This is a genomic window from Filimonas zeae (assembly GCF_014641615.1).
In the GTDB taxonomy this organism is placed as follows: Bacteria; Bacteroidota; Bacteroidia; order Chitinophagales; family Chitinophagaceae; genus Filimonas; species Filimonas zeae.
This window is the reverse complement of the sequence record NZ_BMIB01000005.1, coordinates 136,475-157,114: the sequence shown is the minus strand read 5'-3', so window position 1 is coordinate 157,114 and position 20,640 is coordinate 136,475. Positions and strand designations below refer to the sequence as shown.

The 20,640-nt window shown below is 45.6% G+C and carries 20 protein-coding genes; 7 read left to right on the top strand and 13 right to left on the bottom strand.

The features are described from left to right. Positions 1-6: 6 nt before the first annotated feature. From IEY13_RS24340 to IEY13_RS24330, 3 genes are read right to left on the bottom strand one after another with little or no spacing between them, the layout of a single operon-like run. On the bottom strand, positions 7-1,260 hold the full coding sequence (locus tag IEY13_RS24340) for an MFS transporter (RefSeq protein ID WP_188957279.1): 1,254 nt from the start codon (positions 1,258-1,260) through the stop codon (positions 7-9). Between the two features lie 19 nt (positions 1,261-1,279). Beyond that, a complete protein-coding gene (locus tag IEY13_RS24335; protein ID WP_188957277.1) occupies positions 1,280-1,507 on the bottom strand; it encodes a hypothetical protein in 228 nt (75 codons plus the stop codon). 18 nt (positions 1,508-1,525) lie between these two features. Further along, positions 1,526-2,116 carry a TetR/AcrR family transcriptional regulator gene (locus IEY13_RS24330; RefSeq protein WP_188957253.1) on the bottom strand — a complete coding sequence of 197 codons (591 nt, stop codon included), beginning with the start codon at positions 2,114-2,116 and terminating at the stop codon, positions 1,526-1,528. Between the two features lie 243 nt (positions 2,117-2,359). Between IEY13_RS24330 and IEY13_RS24325 the strand changes: the two genes are divergently transcribed. Continuing rightward, on the top strand, positions 2,360-2,509 hold the full coding sequence (locus IEY13_RS24325) for a hypothetical protein (RefSeq protein ID WP_188957250.1): 150 nt from the start codon (positions 2,360-2,362) through the stop codon (positions 2,507-2,509). A 137-nt stretch (positions 2,510-2,646) separates the two neighbouring features. Here the strand turns inward: IEY13_RS24325 and IEY13_RS24320 are convergent, their stop codons facing one another. The 5 genes from IEY13_RS24320 to IEY13_RS24300 all read right to left on the bottom strand — a co-directional run bounded on the left by IEY13_RS24320 (position 2,647) and on the right by IEY13_RS24300 (position 8,534). Further along, complete coding sequence (locus tag IEY13_RS24320) at positions 2,647-3,282, bottom strand: phosphatase PAP2 family protein (protein ID WP_188957248.1); 636 nt, start codon at positions 3,280-3,282, stop codon at positions 2,647-2,649. A gap of 34 nt (positions 3,283-3,316) precedes the next feature. Beyond that, on the bottom strand, positions 3,317-4,972 hold the full coding sequence (recN, locus tag IEY13_RS24315) for a DNA repair protein RecN (RefSeq protein ID WP_188957246.1): 1,656 nt from the start codon (positions 4,970-4,972) through the stop codon (positions 3,317-3,319). Positions 4,973-5,073: 101 nt separating this feature from the next. Then, complete coding sequence (locus IEY13_RS24310; RefSeq protein ID WP_188957244.1) at positions 5,074-6,576, bottom strand: tetratricopeptide repeat protein; 1,503 nt, start codon at positions 6,574-6,576, stop codon at positions 5,074-5,076. Positions 6,577-6,644: 68 nt separating this feature from the next. Further along, positions 6,645-7,400: a zinc ribbon domain-containing protein gene (locus IEY13_RS24305; RefSeq protein ID WP_188957242.1), complete on the bottom strand. Its 756-nt coding sequence runs from the start codon at positions 7,398-7,400 to the stop codon at positions 6,645-6,647. Between the two features lie 36 nt (positions 7,401-7,436). After that, complete coding sequence (locus tag IEY13_RS24300) at positions 7,437-8,534, bottom strand: Nif3-like dinuclear metal center hexameric protein (protein ID WP_188957240.1); 1,098 nt, start codon at positions 8,532-8,534, stop codon at positions 7,437-7,439. Between the two features lie 412 nt (positions 8,535-8,946). Here IEY13_RS24300 and IEY13_RS24295 point away from each other — a divergent pair, with 412 nt between their 5' ends. Both IEY13_RS24295 and IEY13_RS24290 read left to right on the top strand, forming a co-directional pair. Then, positions 8,947-9,786, top strand: coding sequence for an aminotransferase class IV (locus IEY13_RS24295; RefSeq protein ID WP_188957233.1), 840 nt, complete (start codon positions 8,947-8,949; stop codon positions 9,784-9,786). Between the two features lie 159 nt (positions 9,787-9,945). Further along, complete coding sequence (locus IEY13_RS24290; protein WP_188957231.1) at positions 9,946-10,563, top strand: hypothetical protein; 618 nt, start codon at positions 9,946-9,948, stop codon at positions 10,561-10,563. Positions 10,564-11,204: 641 nt separating this feature from the next. On the opposite strand, the gene IEY13_RS24285 is transcribed toward IEY13_RS24290, so the two are convergent. Beyond that, positions 11,205-11,552 (bottom strand): hypothetical protein, encoded by a 348-nt coding sequence (locus tag IEY13_RS24285; RefSeq protein WP_188957229.1) that lies wholly within the window; start codon positions 11,550-11,552, stop codon positions 11,205-11,207. A gap of 136 nt (positions 11,553-11,688) precedes the next feature. On the opposite strand from IEY13_RS24285, the gene IEY13_RS24280 reads away from it, so the two are divergent. From IEY13_RS24280 to IEY13_RS24270, 3 genes are all read left to right on the top strand, one after another. After that, positions 11,689-13,110, top strand: a complete 1,422-nt coding sequence (locus IEY13_RS24280) for a tetratricopeptide repeat protein (RefSeq protein ID WP_188957227.1) — start codon at positions 11,689-11,691, stop codon at positions 13,108-13,110. A gap of 89 nt (positions 13,111-13,199) precedes the next feature. Then, positions 13,200-13,979 carry a phosphosulfolactate synthase gene (locus IEY13_RS24275; RefSeq protein WP_188957980.1) on the top strand — a complete coding sequence of 260 codons (780 nt, stop codon included), beginning with the start codon at positions 13,200-13,202 and terminating at the stop codon, positions 13,977-13,979. Then, the gene (locus IEY13_RS24270; RefSeq protein WP_188957224.1) at positions 13,979-14,710 is read left to right on the top strand and encodes a shikimate dehydrogenase family protein; all 732 of its coding nucleotides are present in this window, start codon (positions 13,979-13,981) and stop codon (positions 14,708-14,710) included. The genes IEY13_RS24275 and IEY13_RS24270 overlap by 1 nt, the downstream gene beginning before the upstream one ends. 4 nt (positions 14,711-14,714) lie before the next feature. On the opposite strand, the gene IEY13_RS24265 is transcribed toward IEY13_RS24270, so the two are convergent. Genes IEY13_RS24265 through IEY13_RS24255 form a run of 3 tightly spaced genes read right to left on the bottom strand, consistent with a single transcriptional unit; the run spans position 14,715 to position 16,476 of the window. Further along, a complete protein-coding gene (locus IEY13_RS24265) occupies positions 14,715-15,164 on the bottom strand; it encodes an acyl-CoA thioesterase (RefSeq protein ID WP_188957222.1) in 450 nt (149 codons plus the stop codon). A 47-nt stretch (positions 15,165-15,211) separates the two neighbouring features. Then, a complete protein-coding gene (gene rdgB, locus IEY13_RS24260) occupies positions 15,212-15,796 on the bottom strand; it encodes an RdgB/HAM1 family non-canonical purine NTP pyrophosphatase (protein WP_188957220.1) in 585 nt (194 codons plus the stop codon). Beyond that, a complete protein-coding gene (locus tag IEY13_RS24255) occupies positions 15,793-16,476 on the bottom strand; it encodes a hypothetical protein (protein ID WP_188957218.1) in 684 nt (227 codons plus the stop codon). Before IEY13_RS24255 ends, rdgB begins: the two co-directional genes overlap by 4 nt. Before the next feature lie 63 nt (positions 16,477-16,539). Between IEY13_RS24255 and IEY13_RS24250 the strand changes: the two genes are divergently transcribed. Beyond that, positions 16,540-17,604, top strand: a complete 1,065-nt coding sequence (locus tag IEY13_RS24250; RefSeq protein WP_188957216.1) for a branched-chain amino acid aminotransferase — start codon at positions 16,540-16,542, stop codon at positions 17,602-17,604. A gap of 176 nt (positions 17,605-17,780) precedes the next feature. On the opposite strand, the gene IEY13_RS24245 is transcribed toward IEY13_RS24250, so the two are convergent. Further along, positions 17,781-20,348, bottom strand: coding sequence for an NACHT domain-containing protein (locus IEY13_RS24245; protein ID WP_188957214.1), 2,568 nt, complete (start codon positions 20,346-20,348; stop codon positions 17,781-17,783). Between the last annotated feature and the right edge of the window lie 292 nt (positions 20,349-20,640).

Here is a 20,640-nt window from a genome sequence, read left to right as displayed (position 1 = left end):
TGGCACTTACATCTGTTGCCTTGCAGCTGCTTTTTGCTTTACCAGTACACTTACACGATATACCATGAATATACACAACAGTGTAACACCGCACACCACCCAACCCAGTGTATTGTAATGTTCCAGCGGATGTGCTTTGCTTTGCTGGGTTACAATCATGCCACCCACTACTGCGGCCACGCCTCCTGCTATCTGCTGCAGGGAGGAGTTAATGCTCATAAAAGCACCACGGTCCTGTATTTCGGGTAGTGAGGTGGCCAGGGCGGTAGAAGGAATCATGCGGCTCATAATACCCATCATCATCAGTACATTCAGTATCATTACCTGCCACAGAGGGGTAATAGAAAGATTAGTGTAAATAACCACCATTATCATCATCCATACAGAGGCAATGGTAAAGATGGTGAACTTGTCCATCTTATCACTAAGACGGCCTATAAAAGGCATAATTACCAGTGAGGCAATGCCTGCTACCATAAACAACTGCTCCAGTTGTGTAGTGTTGATGCCGAGATTGTTAATAGCAAAGGCACTACTGAAAGGCATCATCATAAAACCACCGATAGACAACAGGGCGGTAGCGGTAAAGCCTATGCGGTACTGCTTTTGCGAAACCGTATGCAGCAGATGGCGGAAAGCACTACGATCGCGCTGTATGGCCAGATGACCGGTAATAGACTGCATAAAAAACAGAATACATGCTGCTATAATAGCCCCTAATGCTGCCACCATTAAAAAAGGTGCCTGCCAGCCCCAGAGGTTGGCAATATGCAGACTAATGGGAATGCCCAGTACCTGACTGGCACCAAAGCCCATTTGCACAAAGCCCAGCACACGGCCACGCTGCTCAGGTGCAAACAGATCGGTAATAATAGCCATGGAAATAGAACCAATAACACCACCAAACAGGCCGGTGATAATACGGGCTGTTACAAGCAATGGATAGGTGTGCGCCATGCCACAGAAAAATGTGGCAATTACAAAACCGGTATAGAAAAAGAGCAACAGCTTTTTAAGATCAAACTTGTCAGCAAAGCCTGCGGTTAACAGGCCGGAAACACCAGCGCTGAAAGCATAGGCCGAAACGGCAATGCCAAATTGCCTGGGTTGCAGGTCCATAGACTTCATCAGCATATCGCCTAGTGGAGACATAACCATGAAATCGAGTATTACAGAAAACTGGGTAATGGCCAGTATAAAAATGATAAACTTCTGGTAAGAAGTGAGTGGAAGGGTAGTTGTTGTAGCTTGTGGTTTCATGTCTATAGTAGTCCGTAGTTTATTCAAGCACGCTACATTGGTAGCCTTGCCTGTTTATAATGGCAATTACCTCGTGGGTGGTAATGCCTGGGGTTTCAATTCTTAATACGCAGTCCACGTCGTGCATATCTACATTCCAGTTGCTGATGCCCTCTTCGTTGTCTAACGCAGCTTTTACAGAGAGGCGGTCGGCACAGGTGCGGATGTTGGTTTTGAACACCAGAATAAGTTGGTTGTCCGGGTACATAGTAGTGGTTTTGATCAGTTATAATTTCAATGCTTTCAACACCAGATCAAACGTTTGCCATACCATTTTATCTTTTACCTCAAAGGGCTTGCCGCCAATACTTCTGCCTTCGTGATGAAAGCGTAACAGGTTATACAGCGGTGCATACGCAATGCTCCAGAACACCTCCAATGGCATCTTAGCCATTTCGCCACGTTCAATGGCATTGCGGAGGAACCTGCCCATGCTTTCTTTAAAAGGCCCCAGAATAGCAGCAAATATCTTTTCCTGATAGGTGGAGCTGCGCAGTTGCTCAAACAGAAGCGCCATTAACGGGTTTTCTATCTGATACCGGTATCGGTTACGCCACTGAATGCGCAGGCCTTCTTCCAGGCTGAGGTCGGGATGAAAATCAAGCAGCATTTCACGGCTCATTTTCCCGGCTTCCTGAATGGCAATCTGAATAATCAGGTCGTCTTTGTCTTTGTAATAGATGTACAAGGTGGCTACAGATATTTTGCAGGCCTTAGCAAGTTTGTTTACACTAAAGCCCTCAAAGCCATCGGTTACCAGCATTTCAATGGCCTTTTGTTGAACCAGCTCTTGTTTACAGGTATTTCTCGGACGCATGCAGCAGAATTAATACCATGCGAAAGTAAGTGAATGACCGCTCACTTAAGAATATTTACTTGTTATATTACATGAGTGGCTGGCCGCATCGGTAAGTAACAATCGGGGCACGGTTAATAACCGGCAGGTACCGGTGAATGGCATATTGCTGCCGGTTAATGTGTGAAGTAGTATAAGAGTTTGTTTTATTGCAGTACCGGTACGCAGATAAACAAACGGCCGTAAGTGCGGAAAAAAACTGCTATGAATAACAGGGAAATCAGCCGTAACAGTAAAATAACGTCTGTAATGGGTAAAAACGGGAGAAAATGTGGTTTTATGGTGCAGGAAAGGTGCTTTTTCACTGCGGATAAGAGCGGTTTTGCAGTTGGTGGTATGGCAGAACCCCACTAATTTGCATTCAAATACAGCGCAAGCCCGTTTTTAGTACCTTAATTCCAGTACATTTTGAAAAGTTATACCACGCCCTGGTCAATACTGGCCGGGGCTTTTTGTGTGTATAAACCAACAGCTTTGTAAGGTTGCGTTGCCTATAGTACAGTTGCTGTTTGCTTTCTGCTATTAATCTTCTGTTGAATGAATAAGGAAATTAATACAGATGCCACGGCTACTATCATACCTGCACCGGCATCTACCGGAAAGTGCTGCGCCAGATAAATGCGGGAGTAGCCTACCCATATAGCGTACAACAAGCCTGCTACCAGCCACCAGTTGCCGGTAAGCAGCAGACTGAATACCAGATATATAGTAAAGGCCGTAGCGGTATGGCCGGAAGGAAAGCTGGATACGGTATGCAGCTCTATGCCGGGTACCGTGTGCACTACCGACATATCGGCAATGGCGTTGGAGGGGCGGGGAGCATGCGGTACAATAATGTATTTACATACCTGTGTAAACAGGGTGGTAAATACGAATGAGGATATGAGTAAAGGAAGTGTATCCTTTCTTTTCATCCACAGCGCCAGCAATAGTACTACTACCCACATAGCCCCATCACCCAGCCAGGTGCCGAGCACAAAAAAGTAATCGCTGATAGTACCCAGATCGGTGTTGAGCAACAGGAAAAAAGGAATTTTTCCCAGCTCGTAAGAGCAGGTGAGGGTAATAATTCCCAGTAGGCCGCTGATAACAGCGGCTTTTGTAAACAGGCCGGTATTAAGTTGCATGCTTGCGTTGAAATGTGGGCAAAGAAAGGGAATATTAACCAATTACCATTTCACGTGCATTTTCCAATGCAGCGGCGGTAGGCTTTTCGCCTCCCAGCATTTGTGCAATGGCGTTAATACGCTCTTCCTGACTAAGAATACGGATATTGGTTTTAACTGTTTCGCCCACGGGCTCTTTGTAAACATAAAAATGACGGTCGGCCTTGCCTGCTATCTGCGGCTGGTGGGTAATAGCAATTACCTGCCTTTGAGAGGCCAGGTTTTTCATAATAATACCTACCTGCTTGCTGGCTTCGCCGGAGATACCGGTATCTATTTCATCAAATATCATAGTAGGCAAATCGATAGAACGCGCTACCAGCGATTTGATACAAAGCATAAGACGGCTTAATTCACCACCGCTGGCTACTTTACGTACGGGCTCAAAGCGGTTGCTTTTGTTGGCATCGAATAAAAATTCTATAGCATCAATACCATCGGCCTGTAAGGGGCTTTCGGTAATGGCGGCTTTTAACCGTGCGTTAGGCATGCCTATCTGTGCCAGCAGCTGGTTTACCTGCTGCTCCAGTTCGGGAGCCTGTTGATGGCGGGCCGTAGATAACTGCTGTGCAATTTCCAACGCCTGCTGATATAACTGTGCTGTAGCGGATTCTTTTTCGGCAATGGCTTCGTCTATATTCAGTACGGCCTGCATTTTCTGCTGTAAGTTGTTCTGTATAGCCAGCAGTTCGGCAGTAGTTAGTACGTTGTGCTTTTTAAACAGCTTATAGCCAATAGCCAGGCGGTCGTTAATCCAGTTAAGACGCTGCGGATCGGAGGTAATGGCATCGCTTACGCCGGATAGTTCGTTGGCAATATCCAGCAGTTCTATCTGCGCACTCTGCAGGCGGGCGCTGAGGCCGGGCAGCTGTGCGTGAAAGCTTTGGTATTGCTGTAATTGGTTGGCCATTTGTTTGAGAGAGGAAACAATGGGGGTTTCACTTTCTTTCAGATCGAAATGCAGGCGGGAGAGCACATTTTTGATGTCTTCTGCGTTGGATAACAACTGAAGTTCTTTATCCAGCTCTTCCATTTCATTTTCAGCAAGGGCTGCCTCTTCCAGCTCGTCGTACAAAAAGCGGTTATAATCCAGCTCTTTGTTAAAGCCGGCTTTCTGGTTGCGCAGTTCTTCCAGTTCTTCCGCTGCTTTTTGCCACTGGTTAAACTGCAGGCGGTATAGCTGTAACAAGGGTAACTGGTTGGCCATAGCATCCAGCACCATGCGCTGAAAGCCTGCATTGCCCAGTTCCAGGGTATCGAACTGCTGATGCAGATCTACCAGCATGGAAGCCAGCTCTTTTAACTGTTGTATGGTAACAGGTGTATCGTTAATAAACGCGCGGGATTTACCACTGGCGGCAATTTCACGACGTACCACCAGTTCTTTATCAAATTCCAGCTCGTTGGCGCGTAAAAAGGCGATTACCTCAGGTTTTTCATCTATAGAAAAAATGCCTTCGGCATAACATTTCTGATCTGTGTTCCTGAGTACAGACGAATCTGCCCGGCCACCCAGTATTAAGCTGAGTGCCCCCATGAGTATACTTTTACCGGCACCGGTTTCGCCGGTGATGATGTTGAGCTGAGGGGAAAAGCCGAGGGTTAGCTGTTCTATAATAGCATAGTTCTGTATGTACAGGAGTTGCAACATAATTCACAATTCAATGCGACAAATGTAGATAATTTCTGAAGTCAGATGAACGGATGACTGATTTAGATAAACAGTTTTGAAAAGGTTTATCTACAGTTTATTTACTGGCCTTTGCAACGTGCAATGCCTGACTTGGCACGCTGATCAAGCGAGTCTTTGTATTCATGGTCTTCCATATCCAGACATTGCTGGTAGAAGGTGATAGCCATCGCTTTTTTGCCCTGGCGTTCATAAATATACCCTATCTGCAATGCAGCCCGGGCGGCGTAATATTCCTTACGGCCGGTACCCAGCTTAATGGCAGAGAGGTAAGCCTGTATGGCTTCGTTATCATGGCCGGAATCGTCGTAAATACGCGCTACGCGGTACGCAAACTCCAGCTTTTCTTCCGGTAGGGTAAAGCTTTCTGTGTTTTTGCCGTTGAGCAGGGCCAGGGCTTCTTTGTTATAGCCCCCATCGTTTAGCAGGCGCACTTTTAACAGCAAGGGGTTGGGCCACTTGCCTTCTTTGGCGTCTTTGTTGGCTTTTTTATCAGCGTCTGTATCGGTATTGCCTTTCTTAATCACGTTCTGGCGGGCAGCTTCTGCCGCAGCTTTGTTGCCCTGCAGGTAGTATATCCAGCTCAGTTTTTCATACACATCTTTCAGGTAAAACTTGCCTTTGAAGTTGCGGGTGAAGTTTTCAAAATGGGTAGCAGCATCTGCCAGGTCCAGGTGGCGCATAGCGGCGTAGCCCAGTTCAAAATCCCATGTAGCGGTGGTAAGGTATTCCGGCGAGGTGTTGCGGTTAAGCACTACGCTTTTACCAAAGTCCGTTTTTTTGTTGTTGATGCTGAGGTTGGCCGTCATGTACGTAAACAGGTGATTGTTTACCACATCCAGTTTATGATCGGTTACATAGCGGGAGGCCTCATCGGGCTTGTTTTCTATGTAGTACATGAGGTAGCAGTAATAAAAGGCAGCTTCGTTATAAAAGATATTGCGCCATTTGTCGTTACCGTTTACAAAGCTGCGTACTTTTTGCATGCCGTCTTTAATAGACCCCTTCATGCCAAACAGGCTGGCTAACCATTTATACCCGCTGGGTATAGTGCCTGCTGCTACTTCCATAGGGCCGTAAATAAGGTTATTGGGGGTAAAGTCAGGAAAAGCTTTACGGTTGTCTTTTATTAATCCGAAAGCACGCTTAAAATCCCACCCGGCGCTCCAGCGTTCACCAAACTTAATAGCTACGGCTGCTTTCTGCAGGGTTACCACGGCCTGGCTGTATTTGTAAAAAGGAGAGGAGCCGGGGCCTTCTTCCAGTTTGGTAAGGCGCTCGCTGAAATGGGGTTTCAGTACTTCGTACTCCTGCGGGTCTTCATTAAAAAAAAGCGTGAAGAAATCGATATAGTTATCCAGAAAGTCTGCTATCAGGTTATCGGGGTTTTCTTTTCTGATTTCGTTTACCCATTGCCTGCCACTGTTGAGGCGCAAACTGGTAATGTCTGCATAAGCCTTTTCGCAGGTAGCATTAAAGTCGAACACTTTTTCTGCCCTGCTGCTGAAACTGATGCCTGCCGTTAAGAATAGAACCGTACAAAAAACTGCTAGCTTTTGAATCATATACCGAAAATAAATAAGGGTACTTATTGAAAGTACCCTTACTTGCAAAATTTATGCTGTAATTGAGCTTATTTAACTTCTACTGCATTATTCAGATCGTCATCTACCAGAATACGTCCGCAGTTTTCGCAAACCATCACTTTTTTACGCTGACGGATTTCGCTTTGTTTTTGCGGAGGGATAGCGTTAAAGCAACCACCACAGGCATCCCTTTCAACAGGTACTACTGCCAAACCGTTGCGGTAGCTGTTACGGATACGGTCGTAAGAATACAGTAAACGATCGTCCATGCCTTTACGTGCTACTTCTGCCTCATCCCGGAAATGTGTTTCTTCTTTCTCGGTATCGGAGATAATCTTTTGCAGTTCGCCTTTCTTGTGGTTTAAAGTACCCTCTTTATTGGCAATCTGTTTTTTAGCGTACTCCAGGTTCTTGGCTTTCTCGCCCAGTTCCTCGTTGGCATCGCGGATATGTTTTTCTGCCAGCTTGCCTTCCAGCTGCTGCATTTCTATTTCCTTGTTGATGGCTTCAAATTCACGGTTGTTTTTAACGCTGGTGCTTTGCTTTTCGTACTTGGCTACCAGTGCTTCCGCTTCTTTGATGGCATTCTTCTTAGACTCAATAAATTCTGTGATGCCATTGATCTCTTCCTCAATACGGGTTTTGCGGCTGTTCAAACCGGTGATCTCATCTTCCAGGTCGCTCACTTCCATAGGAAGTTCACCCTTCAGAATCTGGATTTCATCCAGTTTGCTGTCAATCTTCTGCAGCTTTACCAGTGCAGAGAGCTTTTCTTCAACAGAATAATCTTTAACTGTTGCCATATTCAGATGTACGATTTTAGTTTCAGATACTTAAATCTACAGAAAGTATTGAACCGGGTTGGTTTTCACTTTTGACTTAAGGACGGCAAAGGTAGGAAATTTTGTCAGTAAAATATCATATAAGAGGTCTATGGTAAATTGTTCGCTTTCCCAATGGCCAATATCGGCAATTACCACCCGGTTTTCCGCATCAAAAAACTCGTGGTATTTAACATCGGAGGTAATATACATATCGGCTCCGGCGGCAATAGCCTTTTTGGTAAGAAAGCTGCCTGCACCACCACAAAGGGCTACCGTTTTAACCGGTTTGTTCAGTAATGGGGTGTGCTTTATTACCTGTAAACCAAAGGCTTGCTTTATTTTTTGCAGCAATTCCGTTTCAGAAAGCGGAGCGGGTAGTTCTGCTACCAAACCGCTGCCCACCTGCTGAAAATCCTGTTGGAGTGCAACAATGTCATACGCTACTTCTTCGTAGGGATGTGCTTTCAGCAGGGCGCTGATAACGGCCCTTTTAAGATATGCGGGGAAAATAACCTCTATTTTCTGCTCCGGCTCTGTATGGCGGGTACCGGGCTGGCCCACAAAGGGATTGGTTTGGTTGCTGCCTTTAAAAGTACCCTGCCCTTCTACACTAAAGCTGCATTCGCTGTACTGGCCAATATGGCCGGCCCCGGCGGCAAACAGGGCTTCTTTTACCGGTTCTGCCTGTGCATGGGGAACGAAGGTATAAAGCTTCATCAGCAGGCCGGGCCTGGGATCGAGAATGCGGCGGTTGATGAGCTGCAACTGATCTGCAATGCGGTTGTTAACGCCGTGGATTACATTATCCAGGTTGGTATGTATGGCGTAAATGGCTATCTGATGGCGGATGGCGGCAATAACAGTACGTTCCACATAGTTGTTGCCATTGAGGCGTTTGAGTCCTCCGAAAATAACGGGATGGTGCGCTACAATAAGGTTGCAGCCCTTTTCCAGCGCTTCTTCCACCACGGCTTCGGTAACATCCAGGGTGCACACAATGCCGGTACATTCGGTAGAAGCGTGGCCGGTAAGCAGGCCGCAGTTGTCGTAACCTTCCTGGAGAGAAGGTGGGGCGATGGCTTCCAGCGCCTGTATAATTGCTGCAATTTTCATGATTGCAAACTTATGGAGTTTGCGGGGGAGTTATGGCGGGGATTGATGGTAGGGAGTTGAGCGGTTTGAAGTTGGGAGTTGGGGGAGGAGTTAAGCGAGGGATGGGAGGTTGGGGAATAGTGGAAGATGGGGCATGGGAGGATGTGTTGAGGAAGGGGATTAAGGTTTTTTAGGGGAGGAGAAAGGGGATTTGCTATTGGGGATTTGAGAAAGTTTGTTTGAAGGGGGATGGGAAGGAGTTGAACGGGAGGTAAAGGGGGAAGCGAAGGAAATACGGAGCGGAGATGGAGTTGACATGGACTTGACATGGACCTGATGGTGCCGGAACGGGGGCATGGTAGGGGGTAAGTATAGAGTGTTTTGCTTAAAGGAATATGGCGTTGGTAACACCGGTGGGGCGTACATTTGGCACATGCAAAATGCTGCCGGTTTGTTGTATAACGGTGCGCTGCTGGAGGCAGACGCTGCTTTTATTTCTCCTGATATGCGCGGGTTTAAATTTGGCGATGGGTGCTTTGAAACCATGAAGGTGGTGAAAGGGCAGGTGTTGCTGGCGCAGTTTCATTTTGAACGGTTGCTGGGTGCACTGGAGAAACTGGGGTTTGTGCTGCCGGAACATTATACGCCGGCCTGGCTGCACAGACAGGTGCAACAGCTGATAGCGGCTAACACACATACAGAAGCGGCGCGGGTACGCATAACCGTGTTCCGGGGCAGTGGCGGAGTGTATGGCACTACTGATCATTTTCCACATACGGTGGTGCAAAGCTGGGCGCTGGCACCGGGTGGCGGCTGGCAGGAAAAAGGGCTGCGGATAGATATTTGCCGGGAGGTGGTAAAGGCGGCCGACCGGTTTTCGCACATCAAAAGCAGTAATTACCTCAGTTATACGCTGGCGGCACGCTGGGCGGAAGAGCGGCAGCTGGATGATGCGTTGGTGCTGAACCAGTGGGGCCGGGTGGCGGATGCTACTATTGCCAATGTGTTTGTGGTGCATGATGGGATAGTGAAAACGCCTGCGCCGGAAGAGGGGTGCATAGGCGGGGTAATGCGCCGCCACCTGCTTGCAACTATGCGGGCCGCCGGGTGGGAGGTGCAGGAAGGGCAGCTGACGGAAGAAATGCTGGCAGAGGCTACGGAAATATTTTTAACCAATGCCATTTCGGGTATACGGTGGGTAGAAAGTGTGGGGCAATATACGTACCGCTGCCAGCTGGCAGCGCAGTTGTATAAAAAGGTGCCACAGGAATAGAATAAGTGGTAGTGAATTAAATCGCCCAATGGGGATTATTTTAGGGTGAACGGGGCGATTTTGTGTGCGGAAACCTGTTTAGTGACTATATTGGGTACTGAATGCCCAAGTGTGGCAAAGAAGGTTTATTTTTATAGCTCATCCCTATTCTGAGGTTCTATGAGGAAATTTTTAATTTATTGTTTGCTCATTATGATGGCATCGCGTGTGCAGGCACAGTCACCTAAGGTGGTTGCGGACTGTACTGTTACGTTTGATGTACGTATTGGAAAACCCGATGGAACTACTGAAAGCGCCATAAAAACGCTATACATAAAAGGCTCTGAAATAAGAAGTGACCTGGTTAACTCCACCTTTACACAAATCACTTTTTACGATGCTAAAAAAGACGAAGCAGTGGTATTGCGTGAATTAGGGGGGGACAAGTATATAAACCGCCTGAATGCTGCCCAATGGCGCGAGCAAAACAAGCGCTACGAGGGAATGGTGGTTACGCTGGGCACAGAAACCAAAACCATTCTGGGTTATGAGTGCAAAAAAGCACAGGTAAAACTGAAAGATGGCAACGTGCTGAATATGTATTATGCCACTGCTATTGCCCCTTCTGTTAGCGAAAACATCTATCAGTTTAAAGGTATTCCTGGTTTTGTGCTGGAATATGAGGCACAAAGCGAAAAGGGAAGCAAAATACAACAATACACCGCCACTGTGATTAACCTGAGCCCGGTGCCGGCTTCTAAATTCCAGATTCCGCAGACCGGATACCGCATGTTGTAGTCTGCAAACTGTCACTTTAGTTTTTCATCGCCCAACTGGGCGATGGTATTTTCAAGCCTGGAAAAGTGCTCCAGCAACAGCTGAGCTACTTTTATAAACTTCTTTTTTCATCCGGAAGGTTGCCGGATTTGCCCGGAAAGTTTTCAGATTACGTCAGGAGGTTTGTAATTCCCTTCCCGGAGTTGATAATTGTTATCCGCAAGCTGAAAAATGTGGCCGAAAAGTTGGTAAACCTCATCCGGCAGTTCTTTGCTGCCGTCCCAAAGCTTTAAATTTCAGTCCTAAAGCTGGGCGGTAACATTTATAAGTTGGGGATTACAGGCAGGAAGCTTCTGTTTGCCATGGGGAAGCTGCTTCTTGCCATCAGCAAGTTTGTTCCTGTCATCAGGAAGCTTCTGATTTCTGTCAGGCAGCTTTTGCTTTTAGTTTAAAAGCCTGTGCTTTTCAGCTGAAAGCTGCTGATTGCAACCGAAAAGTCCGCCGTGCTGTTGCTAAAGATGGCAATTGACATTCAGCAGCAGGGTTATTCAGTAAATGTGTTGTTGAGTTTATTCAGATACGATTGAGTACCGGATTTATACAAAAAAGCACACAACATTGCGCGTTGAGCATTCAGAATCAGTCAGATAATTGAATTGCTACTAACGGAAAGAAGGAGAAGTAGGCGTTTTGAATTTAGGTACTCTTACTTTGTACTTGTAAGGGTATACAAAAGTAGTGTTGCCTTTCTCCATACGAACAATGGAGTTGGTTTGCAGAGCGTTATCCATACGCTGGATAGTCATTATCTCCTGAGAACCAGTAAAATTCAAGCCGGAAGGACGTAAACCGGAGAGGGAATACGATTTGGAGTATTTGCTGAGATTTTTGAGGCTGAACTTGTTCAGACGGTCATCAGCGGAGCCACTGGTAGAAGCCAGCGCCACGCTACCTGCACCCAGTATGAACAGGGCGATGAAAACAGCGATATGTGCAAACTTCTTAGTCATGGTTGTACAAAATTAGAATAATCTAAATTATTTAACAACTTTTTATTGGATTTGTTAAAAAAGACTAAACAATAAAATATCACGGCATAATTGGAAAAATGCCTTAATTCGAGTACTTTTCAGAAACGGTAGGCGTATGAGAGAGAACCCATTTAGTGAAGACAGAGAAGAACTGGATGAATTGTTGAAGCAGTACGAAAACCTGAAAAATGGCCGCAGTCATTCTTTTCTGGAAGAGGATGCTTTTGAGCGGATTATAGACCATTTTGACGATAAAGACGACCTTCCCGGTGCTCTGGAGGCGGCGGAAACCGGCCTGGAATACTTTCCTTACTCCTCTCAGTTACTGATTAAAAAGGCTGACATTTTACTGGCTACCCGCAAATACCGGGAGGCGCTGGACGTTTTAGAGCAGGCAGAGTTGTTTGACCATAACGACATTAACCTGTACATTCTGAAAACCGATGCCTACCTGGCGCTGGACCAGCAGGAGAAAGCTGTGCAGCTACTGGAGGAGGCGCTGACTATGTTTACCGGTGAAGAGCGGCTGGATTTGCTGTTTGAACTTTCAGATGTGTATGACGACTATGAGGAGTTTGATAAGGTGTTTGATTGCCTGAAAATGATTCTGGAAGAAGACCCGGCCAACGAAGAGGCTTTGTACAAAATCTGTTTCTGGACAGACTTTACCGGCCGCAACGAAGAAAGCATAAAACTGCATCTGAAAATTATAGATGAACAGCCTTATAATGAGTTGGCATGGTTTAATCTGGCCGCTTCGTACCAGGGACTGAAACTATATGAGAAGGCTATTGATGCCTACCAGTATGCAGTTGTTATAGATGAAAAGTTTGATTATGCTTACCGGAATATGGGCGATGCCTATATCCGTTTGCGTAAATACAAAGAGGCTATAGAATCGCTGGAGAAGGTGCTGGAACTGACAAGGCCCGAGGAAGTGATTTACGAAGCCATAGGCCATTGTTACCACCGGCTGGGCAATTTTGCACAGGCGCGGCTGCATTACCGCAAGGCTTCGCATATGAACCCGGACGATAGCAAACTGTACTACAAAATAGCGGCTACCTATATTGCCGAGCAGCAATGGGAGCATGCCATTAAGTACCTGGAAAACGCTATGCGGATTCAGAAAAACGTGCCTGAGTTTAACCTGGCTATGGGCCAGTGTAAAATGGCGCAGGAGAAATACAAAGAGGCTATTCAGTACTTTGGTATAGTAATACGCAACAAAACGCGCAATGTAGCAGGCTGGGAGGCGTTGATACGCTGCCTGTTTAAAGCCGGCTATTACGAAGAGGCTTCTGAACAGTGTGTAGCTGCTTTAAAGGCAACAGATGAAAAGCCGTTGTTTTATTTTTATTACACTGCTACGCTGTTTGCAGAAGGCAGGCCAAAAGAGGCCATGCTGCAATTAGAGCATGGTATGAGCCTTGCGCCTAAGCTGGTGAAGAAGTTACTGGATATTTCGCCGGTAGTATTGCAGAATAATCAGGTGGTTGATTTAATAGCGCGTTATAAAAAGGGGCATAAAATTTAACATTCACAGGAAATTAAGATATAGCAATTTTCTATTGTACCTCATATGAGGCGCGTTTCCTATTTTTGCAGCCTTCAAAGAATGTTATGATGAATTTTTCTTTATCGCAGATGCCGGAAAGAAACGTAAAGCCTCGGATAGATGGAATTACAATGGTAATGGACAAAGGGCTTAGCATTAATGAAGTTCATAATTTCCTCAGTGTGGCTCTTCCGCACGTGGATGTCATTAAGCTTGGATTCGGCACTTCGTATGTTACCCCTAATCTTAGGGAGAAAATTGAAGTTTATCAGTCTTACGGTTTACCTATTTACTTTGGCGGTACTTTATTCGAAGCTTTTCTGATCAGAAATCAGCTGGAAGATTATATCCGTATCTGTAAAGACTATAACATTCAGCATGTAGAGGTAAGTGATGGTTCTATTACTATTCCGCATACCGAAAAATGCGGTTATATAGAAAAACTGACCAAACACTTTACGGTATTAAGTGAAGTGGGTAGTAAAGATGCTGCACATATTATTCCTCCTTATAAATGGATTGAGCAGATGAGTGCCGAACTGGAAGCCGGTGCTTCTTATGTAATTGCCGAAGCACGCGAAGCGGGTAACGTAGGTATTTACAGAGGCAGTGGCGAAGTAAGGGAAGGTCTGGTTCAGGAAATTCTTACACAGATACCGGGTGAAAAAATTCTGTGGGAAGCACCGCAGAAGTCGCAGCAGCTGTACTTTCTGGAACTGCTGGGCTGTAATGTAAACTTGGGTAATATTGCCCCGCACGAAGTAATTGCACTGGAAGCTATGCGTGTTGGCCTGCGTGGCGATACTTTCAACTTATATCTTGATCAGTTAACTGCACAACAGCGATAATGAGAACTTTCGGCATTTTAGGATACCCTTTAACGCATTCCTTTTCACAGGGATATTTTCAGGAGAAATTCAGAAAAGAAGGTATTACAGATGCCGGATTCAAGTTGTTTTCCGTGCCGGATATAGCAGATTTTGCTGAGGTGCTGCGCACGGAAACCACGCTGGAAGGTTTCTGTATTACTATTCCGCATAAGAAAACTATACTTTCTTTTTTACAGGATAGCTCCGAAGGGGTGCAGGCCATGGGTGCCTGCAACTGCGTACGGGTGAAAGATGGGAAGTTGACAGGTTATAACACCGATGTAATAGGCTTTGAAGAATCCTTTGCGCCTATACTGCAGCCGCATCATACAAAGGCTTTAATACTGGGTACCGGCGGTGCTGCTGCTGCGGTGGAATATATATTGGGTAAACGTGGCATAGACTACCGCTTTGTATCGCGCACAGCAGGAGAAGGCCGGTTTACCTACGAGCAGCTGACGCCGGAGGTAATGGCTGCTCATCCGGTTATTATTAACTGTACGCCGTTAGGTACTTATCCTAAAGTAGAAGAGTATCCACCTATTCCTTATGAGCTGGTTACTTCCGCTCATTACTTATACGATCTGGTGTATAACCCGCCATTAACACAGTTTCTGGAGCGTGGGCAGGCACAGGGGGCCACTATTAAGAATGGTCACGATATGCTGCTGATACAGGCCGAAGAAAACTGGAAAATATGGAACAGGTAATCTGCTAAGCAATTACCTGTTGCCCGCCGGTGAGTTTGCTGATGGCGGCTGCGGGTACAGACATCTTCTTCTTTTCCGCATAATTATAACACATCATGCCTGTTTTGGCTTTGGCAGCTACTTTGGTTCCATCGGGCGTAAGCAGTTCCATCAGATAAAACAGATCAAACCCCAGCTTATCAAAGCCGGCTGCAGCAACGGAAATGCGCACCGTATTGCCAAAGCTTAATTCCTGTTTGTATTCAATGGCTACATCTGCCATAATCATTCCTGCCCCTTCCATATTCAGCTCGGTATAGCCGTGGTGGTGCAGGTACTGCATGCGGGCTTCGTGCAGCAGGGATAGAAACACATCGTTGCCTACATGGCCGCCATAGTTAAGATCGGTAATGCGGATGCTGAGTTCGGTGGTAAACGAAAACTGTTCGGGTAATTGTAATTTAATCCTGTCCATAAAGGTTGTATAGAAGCGCCTGCCCCTGCGGAACAGGCGTTGATGGTTTATTGCTGTTGTAAAAAAGCGATGAGCAGATCCGTTGCTTTTCTGCGGTGGCTGAACGTGTTCTTTTCTTCCATCGTCATTTCTGCAAAGGTTTTATCACCGCCTTCGGGAACAAATACGGGGTCGTAACCAAAGCCGGAAAGCCCTTTCTGTTCTTCTATAATACGACCTTCACACACACCTTCAAACAGATGCTCCGTGTTGTTCCATATCAGGGAAATAACGGTTCTGAACCGCGCTGTACGTGTGTGGTTGCTGCCCAGGTTGGCAATAAGTTTATCAATATTATCCTGCGAACTGCGGCCATCACCGGCGTAGCGTGCGCTTTTAACGCCAGGTTCACCATTAAGGGCGTCTACCTCCAGGCCGGTATCTTCGCTAAAGCAGTTCTGCTGTGTTAAGCGGTGAATAACAGTTGATTTTTCTGTGGCGTTGGCGGCAATGGTATCGTGTGGTTCAGGTATATCTATGTCAATACCTGCCTCTTTAAGGGTAATGATGTGAAAACGATCTCCCGTTACTTTTCTGATCTCTTCTACCTTGTGCTGGTTGTTGGTGGCAAACACCAGTGTTACCTGACTCATATATTGAACATTTTTTTGAGACTTAACCAGAGTTTACTTTTCTTCAGTTTGGCCTCTTCTGTACTACCCAGCATGGTACGCAGCGAGGGTGCGTAGGTAAACGTACAGTTGTTAAACGCCTGTACCTGGTTGTATGGGATGCTGAACGGCAGTTGAACCTGCTGCAGCGATACCTCAAACAGAATACAGTTGTTTACCTGCATCAGCTGCTGTAACCGGTTGAAAGGATACGGGTAACGTGCGTAGTTTACCACGGCTATATCCTGCATATTCAGTTTACAGGCGTTTAAAATGCCTGTAAGTAGTTGTAATTCATCGTCAGACAGATATACGTTCTCCATATCATTCACTATTACCACAATGCCTTTGGCGTTACCACCCAGAAACCATTTTTCCGGCGGCGTATCTGGCAGGGCAACGGCGGGTCGCGGCGCCTGGATGGGGGCAACGGGGGGCTGTGGTGCGGTATTGGCTGCAGGTGCATAGCTGCCTGCCGGTTCGGCCACAGTATTAGCTGCCTGCGGGGGAGCAACTGGCCCCTGGACAGGTGTATTTGCGGCCTGGGCGGGGGCAGCAGCGTTTTTTTCCAACGGTGCGGCTGGTTCGTTACTGCCTATAAGTGTATCTTTGTACATACCTGCCAACAAAGAAGGTGGTATCTGAAACTGCAAACCTGACATATTCTATTTGTTAACGGGTGTTAGTTTTCCGGAAATTCGTTTATTTGCAACAAAAATAGTGTTATGATAGATGCTTTGGAAATACAGGTTACAAGGACTGCAAAAAGTAAGCTGCAGGACCTGAACCTGGAAGGTATACCGTTTGGGAAATATTTTACAGACCACATGCTGGTAGCAGAATATGCAGATGGCGAGTGGAAAACAGTGGAAATTAAACCTTACCAGCCGCTGGAGCTGGACCCTTCTACTTCTGTATTGCATTACGGACAGGCTATTTTTGAAGGCATTAAGGCTTATAAAGGTGATGATGGTGCACCGTTTATCTTTCGCCCGTACGATAACTTCAAACGTTTTAATAAATCAGCGGCCCGCATGAATATGCCTGAGGTGCCTGAAGAAATTTTTATTGAAGGTATGCGACAGCTGATTGAGCTGGAGGCTGACTGGATTCCTGCTATTAAGGAGCACTCTATGTATATCCGTCCGTTTATGATTTCTACGGACCCTATGCTGGGTGTAAGACCTGCAGAAACCTATAAGTTCATTATTATATTAAGTCCTGGTGGTCCTTACTACGCGCAGCCTATGAAGATTGCGGTAGAAGAGAAGTTTACCCGTGCTGCTCCGGGCGGTGTAGGTTTTTCTAAAAACGCCGGTAACTACGGCGGCAGTATGATTGCTGCTACCGAAGCCAAAAAACAAGGTTACGACCAAGTGCTGTGGACCGATGCTTTTGAGCACAAGTGGTTACAGGAAGTAGGTATGATGAACGTGTTTTTTGTAATTGACGGTGTGGCTGTTACGCCATCACTGGAAGAAGGCACTATTCTGGAAGGTGTTACCCGTGCTACGGTAGTAACCCTGCTGAAAGAAGCCGGCCACAAAGTGGAAGAAAGAAGAATCAGCATTGACGAACTGATTGAGGCACACAAAGCAGGTAAAGTATCTGAAATATTCGGTACCGGTACTGCGGCGGTAATTGCCCCTATAAGAGAGCTGAAATACAAAGACTATGTAATGAGCTTTGACGTGGATGCTATGAAAGTAGCACCTGAAGTAAAAGCTACGTTAACTGCTATCCGCGAAGGCAAACAGGAAGACAAACACAACTGGCTGTTTAAGATTTAACAGCGGTGGAGGATATAGAAAAAGCCGGATCATTCTGTTTGATCCGGCTTTTTTGTTGCCCCGCATGGCGCTAAACTGTACAGGCTTTCTGCTATTAAGAAATAGCAGGCCTGTAACAATACGAACTTTGGACAATAAACCCCGGTGTGTTTTCCGCACACCGGGGTTTTATGGCATTATAACCTGAAGTTGCCTACCGACTCATTACTGAAGAACTGCTCCTGTACTTCAGTAACCAGCAGCCGTTGCATATTTACCTCTGCTACTTCGGCACGTTCTTTCTGGTTAGATAGTATATAGGCATGCTTTAATATTTTATAAGAAAGCAGACTGAACAGCTGCAACTGATGGTCTGTTGCCATGCCGGACGCTTTGGACGCGTAAGATACGCAGGCATTCATTTCCTTTTTGGTTTCGTAGTAGCGCGCGCCTACCAGATACATTAGTATTTTGTTCAGTATTTCAGACTCCGGCAGGTCGGCAGCGTTGAATATCATGTATTCTATCTGCTTATTGGGTACTTCCATTTCAGGCTTGTACATTACTGCTGCATAGGTATGTGCGCATTGCAGCAGATTGCGCAGGTAGCTGGTATTTTCATCATCGTGCGATAGCTTCGCCTGTACCTGTAAAGTGAAATGATAGAGTTCTTTATAAGCATCCATATACAGCATACTATATATAGCCAGTATCATATTCAGATAGGTATGGCAGCTGTTTTCTTCCAGTTGCTCTCCCGCACTTTCTGCCAGCGCGTTTAATACACCGGGCAACTGATCATTTTTAATTTCATAGCGTGCATAGTCGAGCATAATCTCCATCATCTGTTGCGAAAACTTTACCTGTGGCGAATCCAGCTTACGTGAAATTTGCCGGTATTCGCGCAGGTAGGCTTCTGCACGGTAAGCCTTCAGATGCAGTATGGAGTTGAGGAACAGTTGTGTAAGAGCACAGTGCTTCCAGGTAATTTGTTTAGACATGTTGAATAACACCAGCAACAGTTTGGTATTGGGCGAGCCTATGTGCTCGTATAACAGTCCTTTTTTAAAGAAGGTATCTACAAAATCATTGTTAATGAGCAGTGTTTCAATAAGTTTATTCTGATCGTGTGTACCATCAGACAACTCTACCAGAAACTCGAAAAACTGAAGGCGATCTTTATCGTTGATGTGTTTGGATTTAAAGATATCTTCCAATGCCTGTATGTTATTCATAAAAAAGCCATGGAGCAGGTACCATTTAATGATACTTTGTTTAATATCCTGTAGGTGTGGGTTTGTGTAAACTTTATCAATAAGCTCTGTGCTAATGGTGAGGTTGTTTTTTTTCATCAGGCTCCAGCTGATAAAATAGTGTTCAACGTATTTATTGTGGAAGCTGATGTTACGCGGCTGGGGCAATGCGTTTGAGTATTGACTTTCTTCGGCTATAAAAAAATCGTCTATCAGTTGGCTGTAAGCGGAGGAAGAAAGTGCGTCTTTAATCAGCATCCAGTCGTTTGCAGTCTGTTCCTTATTGCCATCCACAGTAGCGGATACTATCTTATCAATGATTTTAGACTTAACGGCGGCATGAGAATCAAACTGGAAATTATGACGGGTATTGGTATCTATAATTCTGTAAATGAGTGCTTCCTCTGTTTTGGGACGCATAGATTTATCGGGCATCATGGTTAACATGATATCCAGATACCGGGGGTAGGAGAGCAACTCCAGCAGATTGCCGGAAAAACTGTCCGTTACTTGCCGGGCCGCCTGATGCGATTCCAATATTTTCCGGATTTCGCCCGGTGAAAGCGGAAGGGTATGGTGTATTACATTCTCGTACGGATAGGAATTATCTATAAAAACGCGCGAATGGAAAAAGCTGGGGCTGAAATAAGCATGAACCAGTTTACTCCAGGTGGAGGGACGCATGGCCAGGATAACCTTAATCCAGCTGCTGGCGCTGTTATAATTAATGAATTCGATGATATTGGCATAGATAGATTTCAGCTTATCGGCAGAAAAAGTACGCTCATCAAAGCCTTCTATAATAATAATAAGCTTATCTTCTTTCCTTTTTATCTCTTCCAGTGCTGATATTTCTTCATGCAGCAGATTAAGATCTTTACTGAACCATTCAGAAATGGGATGTTTTTGCAAAGCAACTGTCTGCGCCTGCTGTATATTAATAAAACAGCATATGTCGTTGGGAAACGCAGGGTTATTGCCTAACCATAGCTTTAAGGCAGTTTGGGCAAGACCAATAGATTTACCAAAACCGGCGGGCGCTACTATAGGGGCGATAGACTGGCTGGTAAGCAGAAACTTTTTAATAAAGGAAGTCAGTTCCTCGCGGGGGAGCGTTTCTGCAAACGGAATGCCTGAAGCATTTTTAATAGCCTGAAGCGTGTACTTCGAGTACTTGGAACTGGTATTCTTCAGATGCTCCCAGCGATTGGAGTCGTCTTCCGGTGCCACAGCGGCCACTGAAGGAATATTGGTTTTGTAAAAAACTTCCCAGTTAGGGAAACCAAGGTACTCCGCGAGGGTGTCGAGAGTATAGATAGAAAAGTCAAAGCTTCTTCTGGCAAAGCCCAGAAGGCGCTTCAGGGTGGTTTCACTAACTGTTTTGCCAGTTTGAGCAAGAATATCGTTAGAAAGTGTTTTGCATTCAGCAGGGCTGATGCTCTTCTTGCCAAACCGTGCTAAAACCTTATTTACTAATGAGTTAATAACTTCATCTTCTATGAATGTCCTCATGCAATTAAGGTCTTCCCTAGGCTTGAATTGGATCTTTGGTTATTCTCTGGTTATTTGTTCACGCAAAGAAAATCGTTTAGTGAATATAAATATAGTTCTGAACAAAATGAACAGAATTAGAAATTAATAAAAGCCTGAACAAAAATGTCTCTAGGAATATAATGAATATTTTTAATCTATCTATGATTTTACATTTGTTACAGATTTCATACGATTGCAACTGTTTTTGAGGAATTGACCCTGGACTATGAAATCTGACTGTATCCTGAAATCCAATCTCTGCTTATTCTGC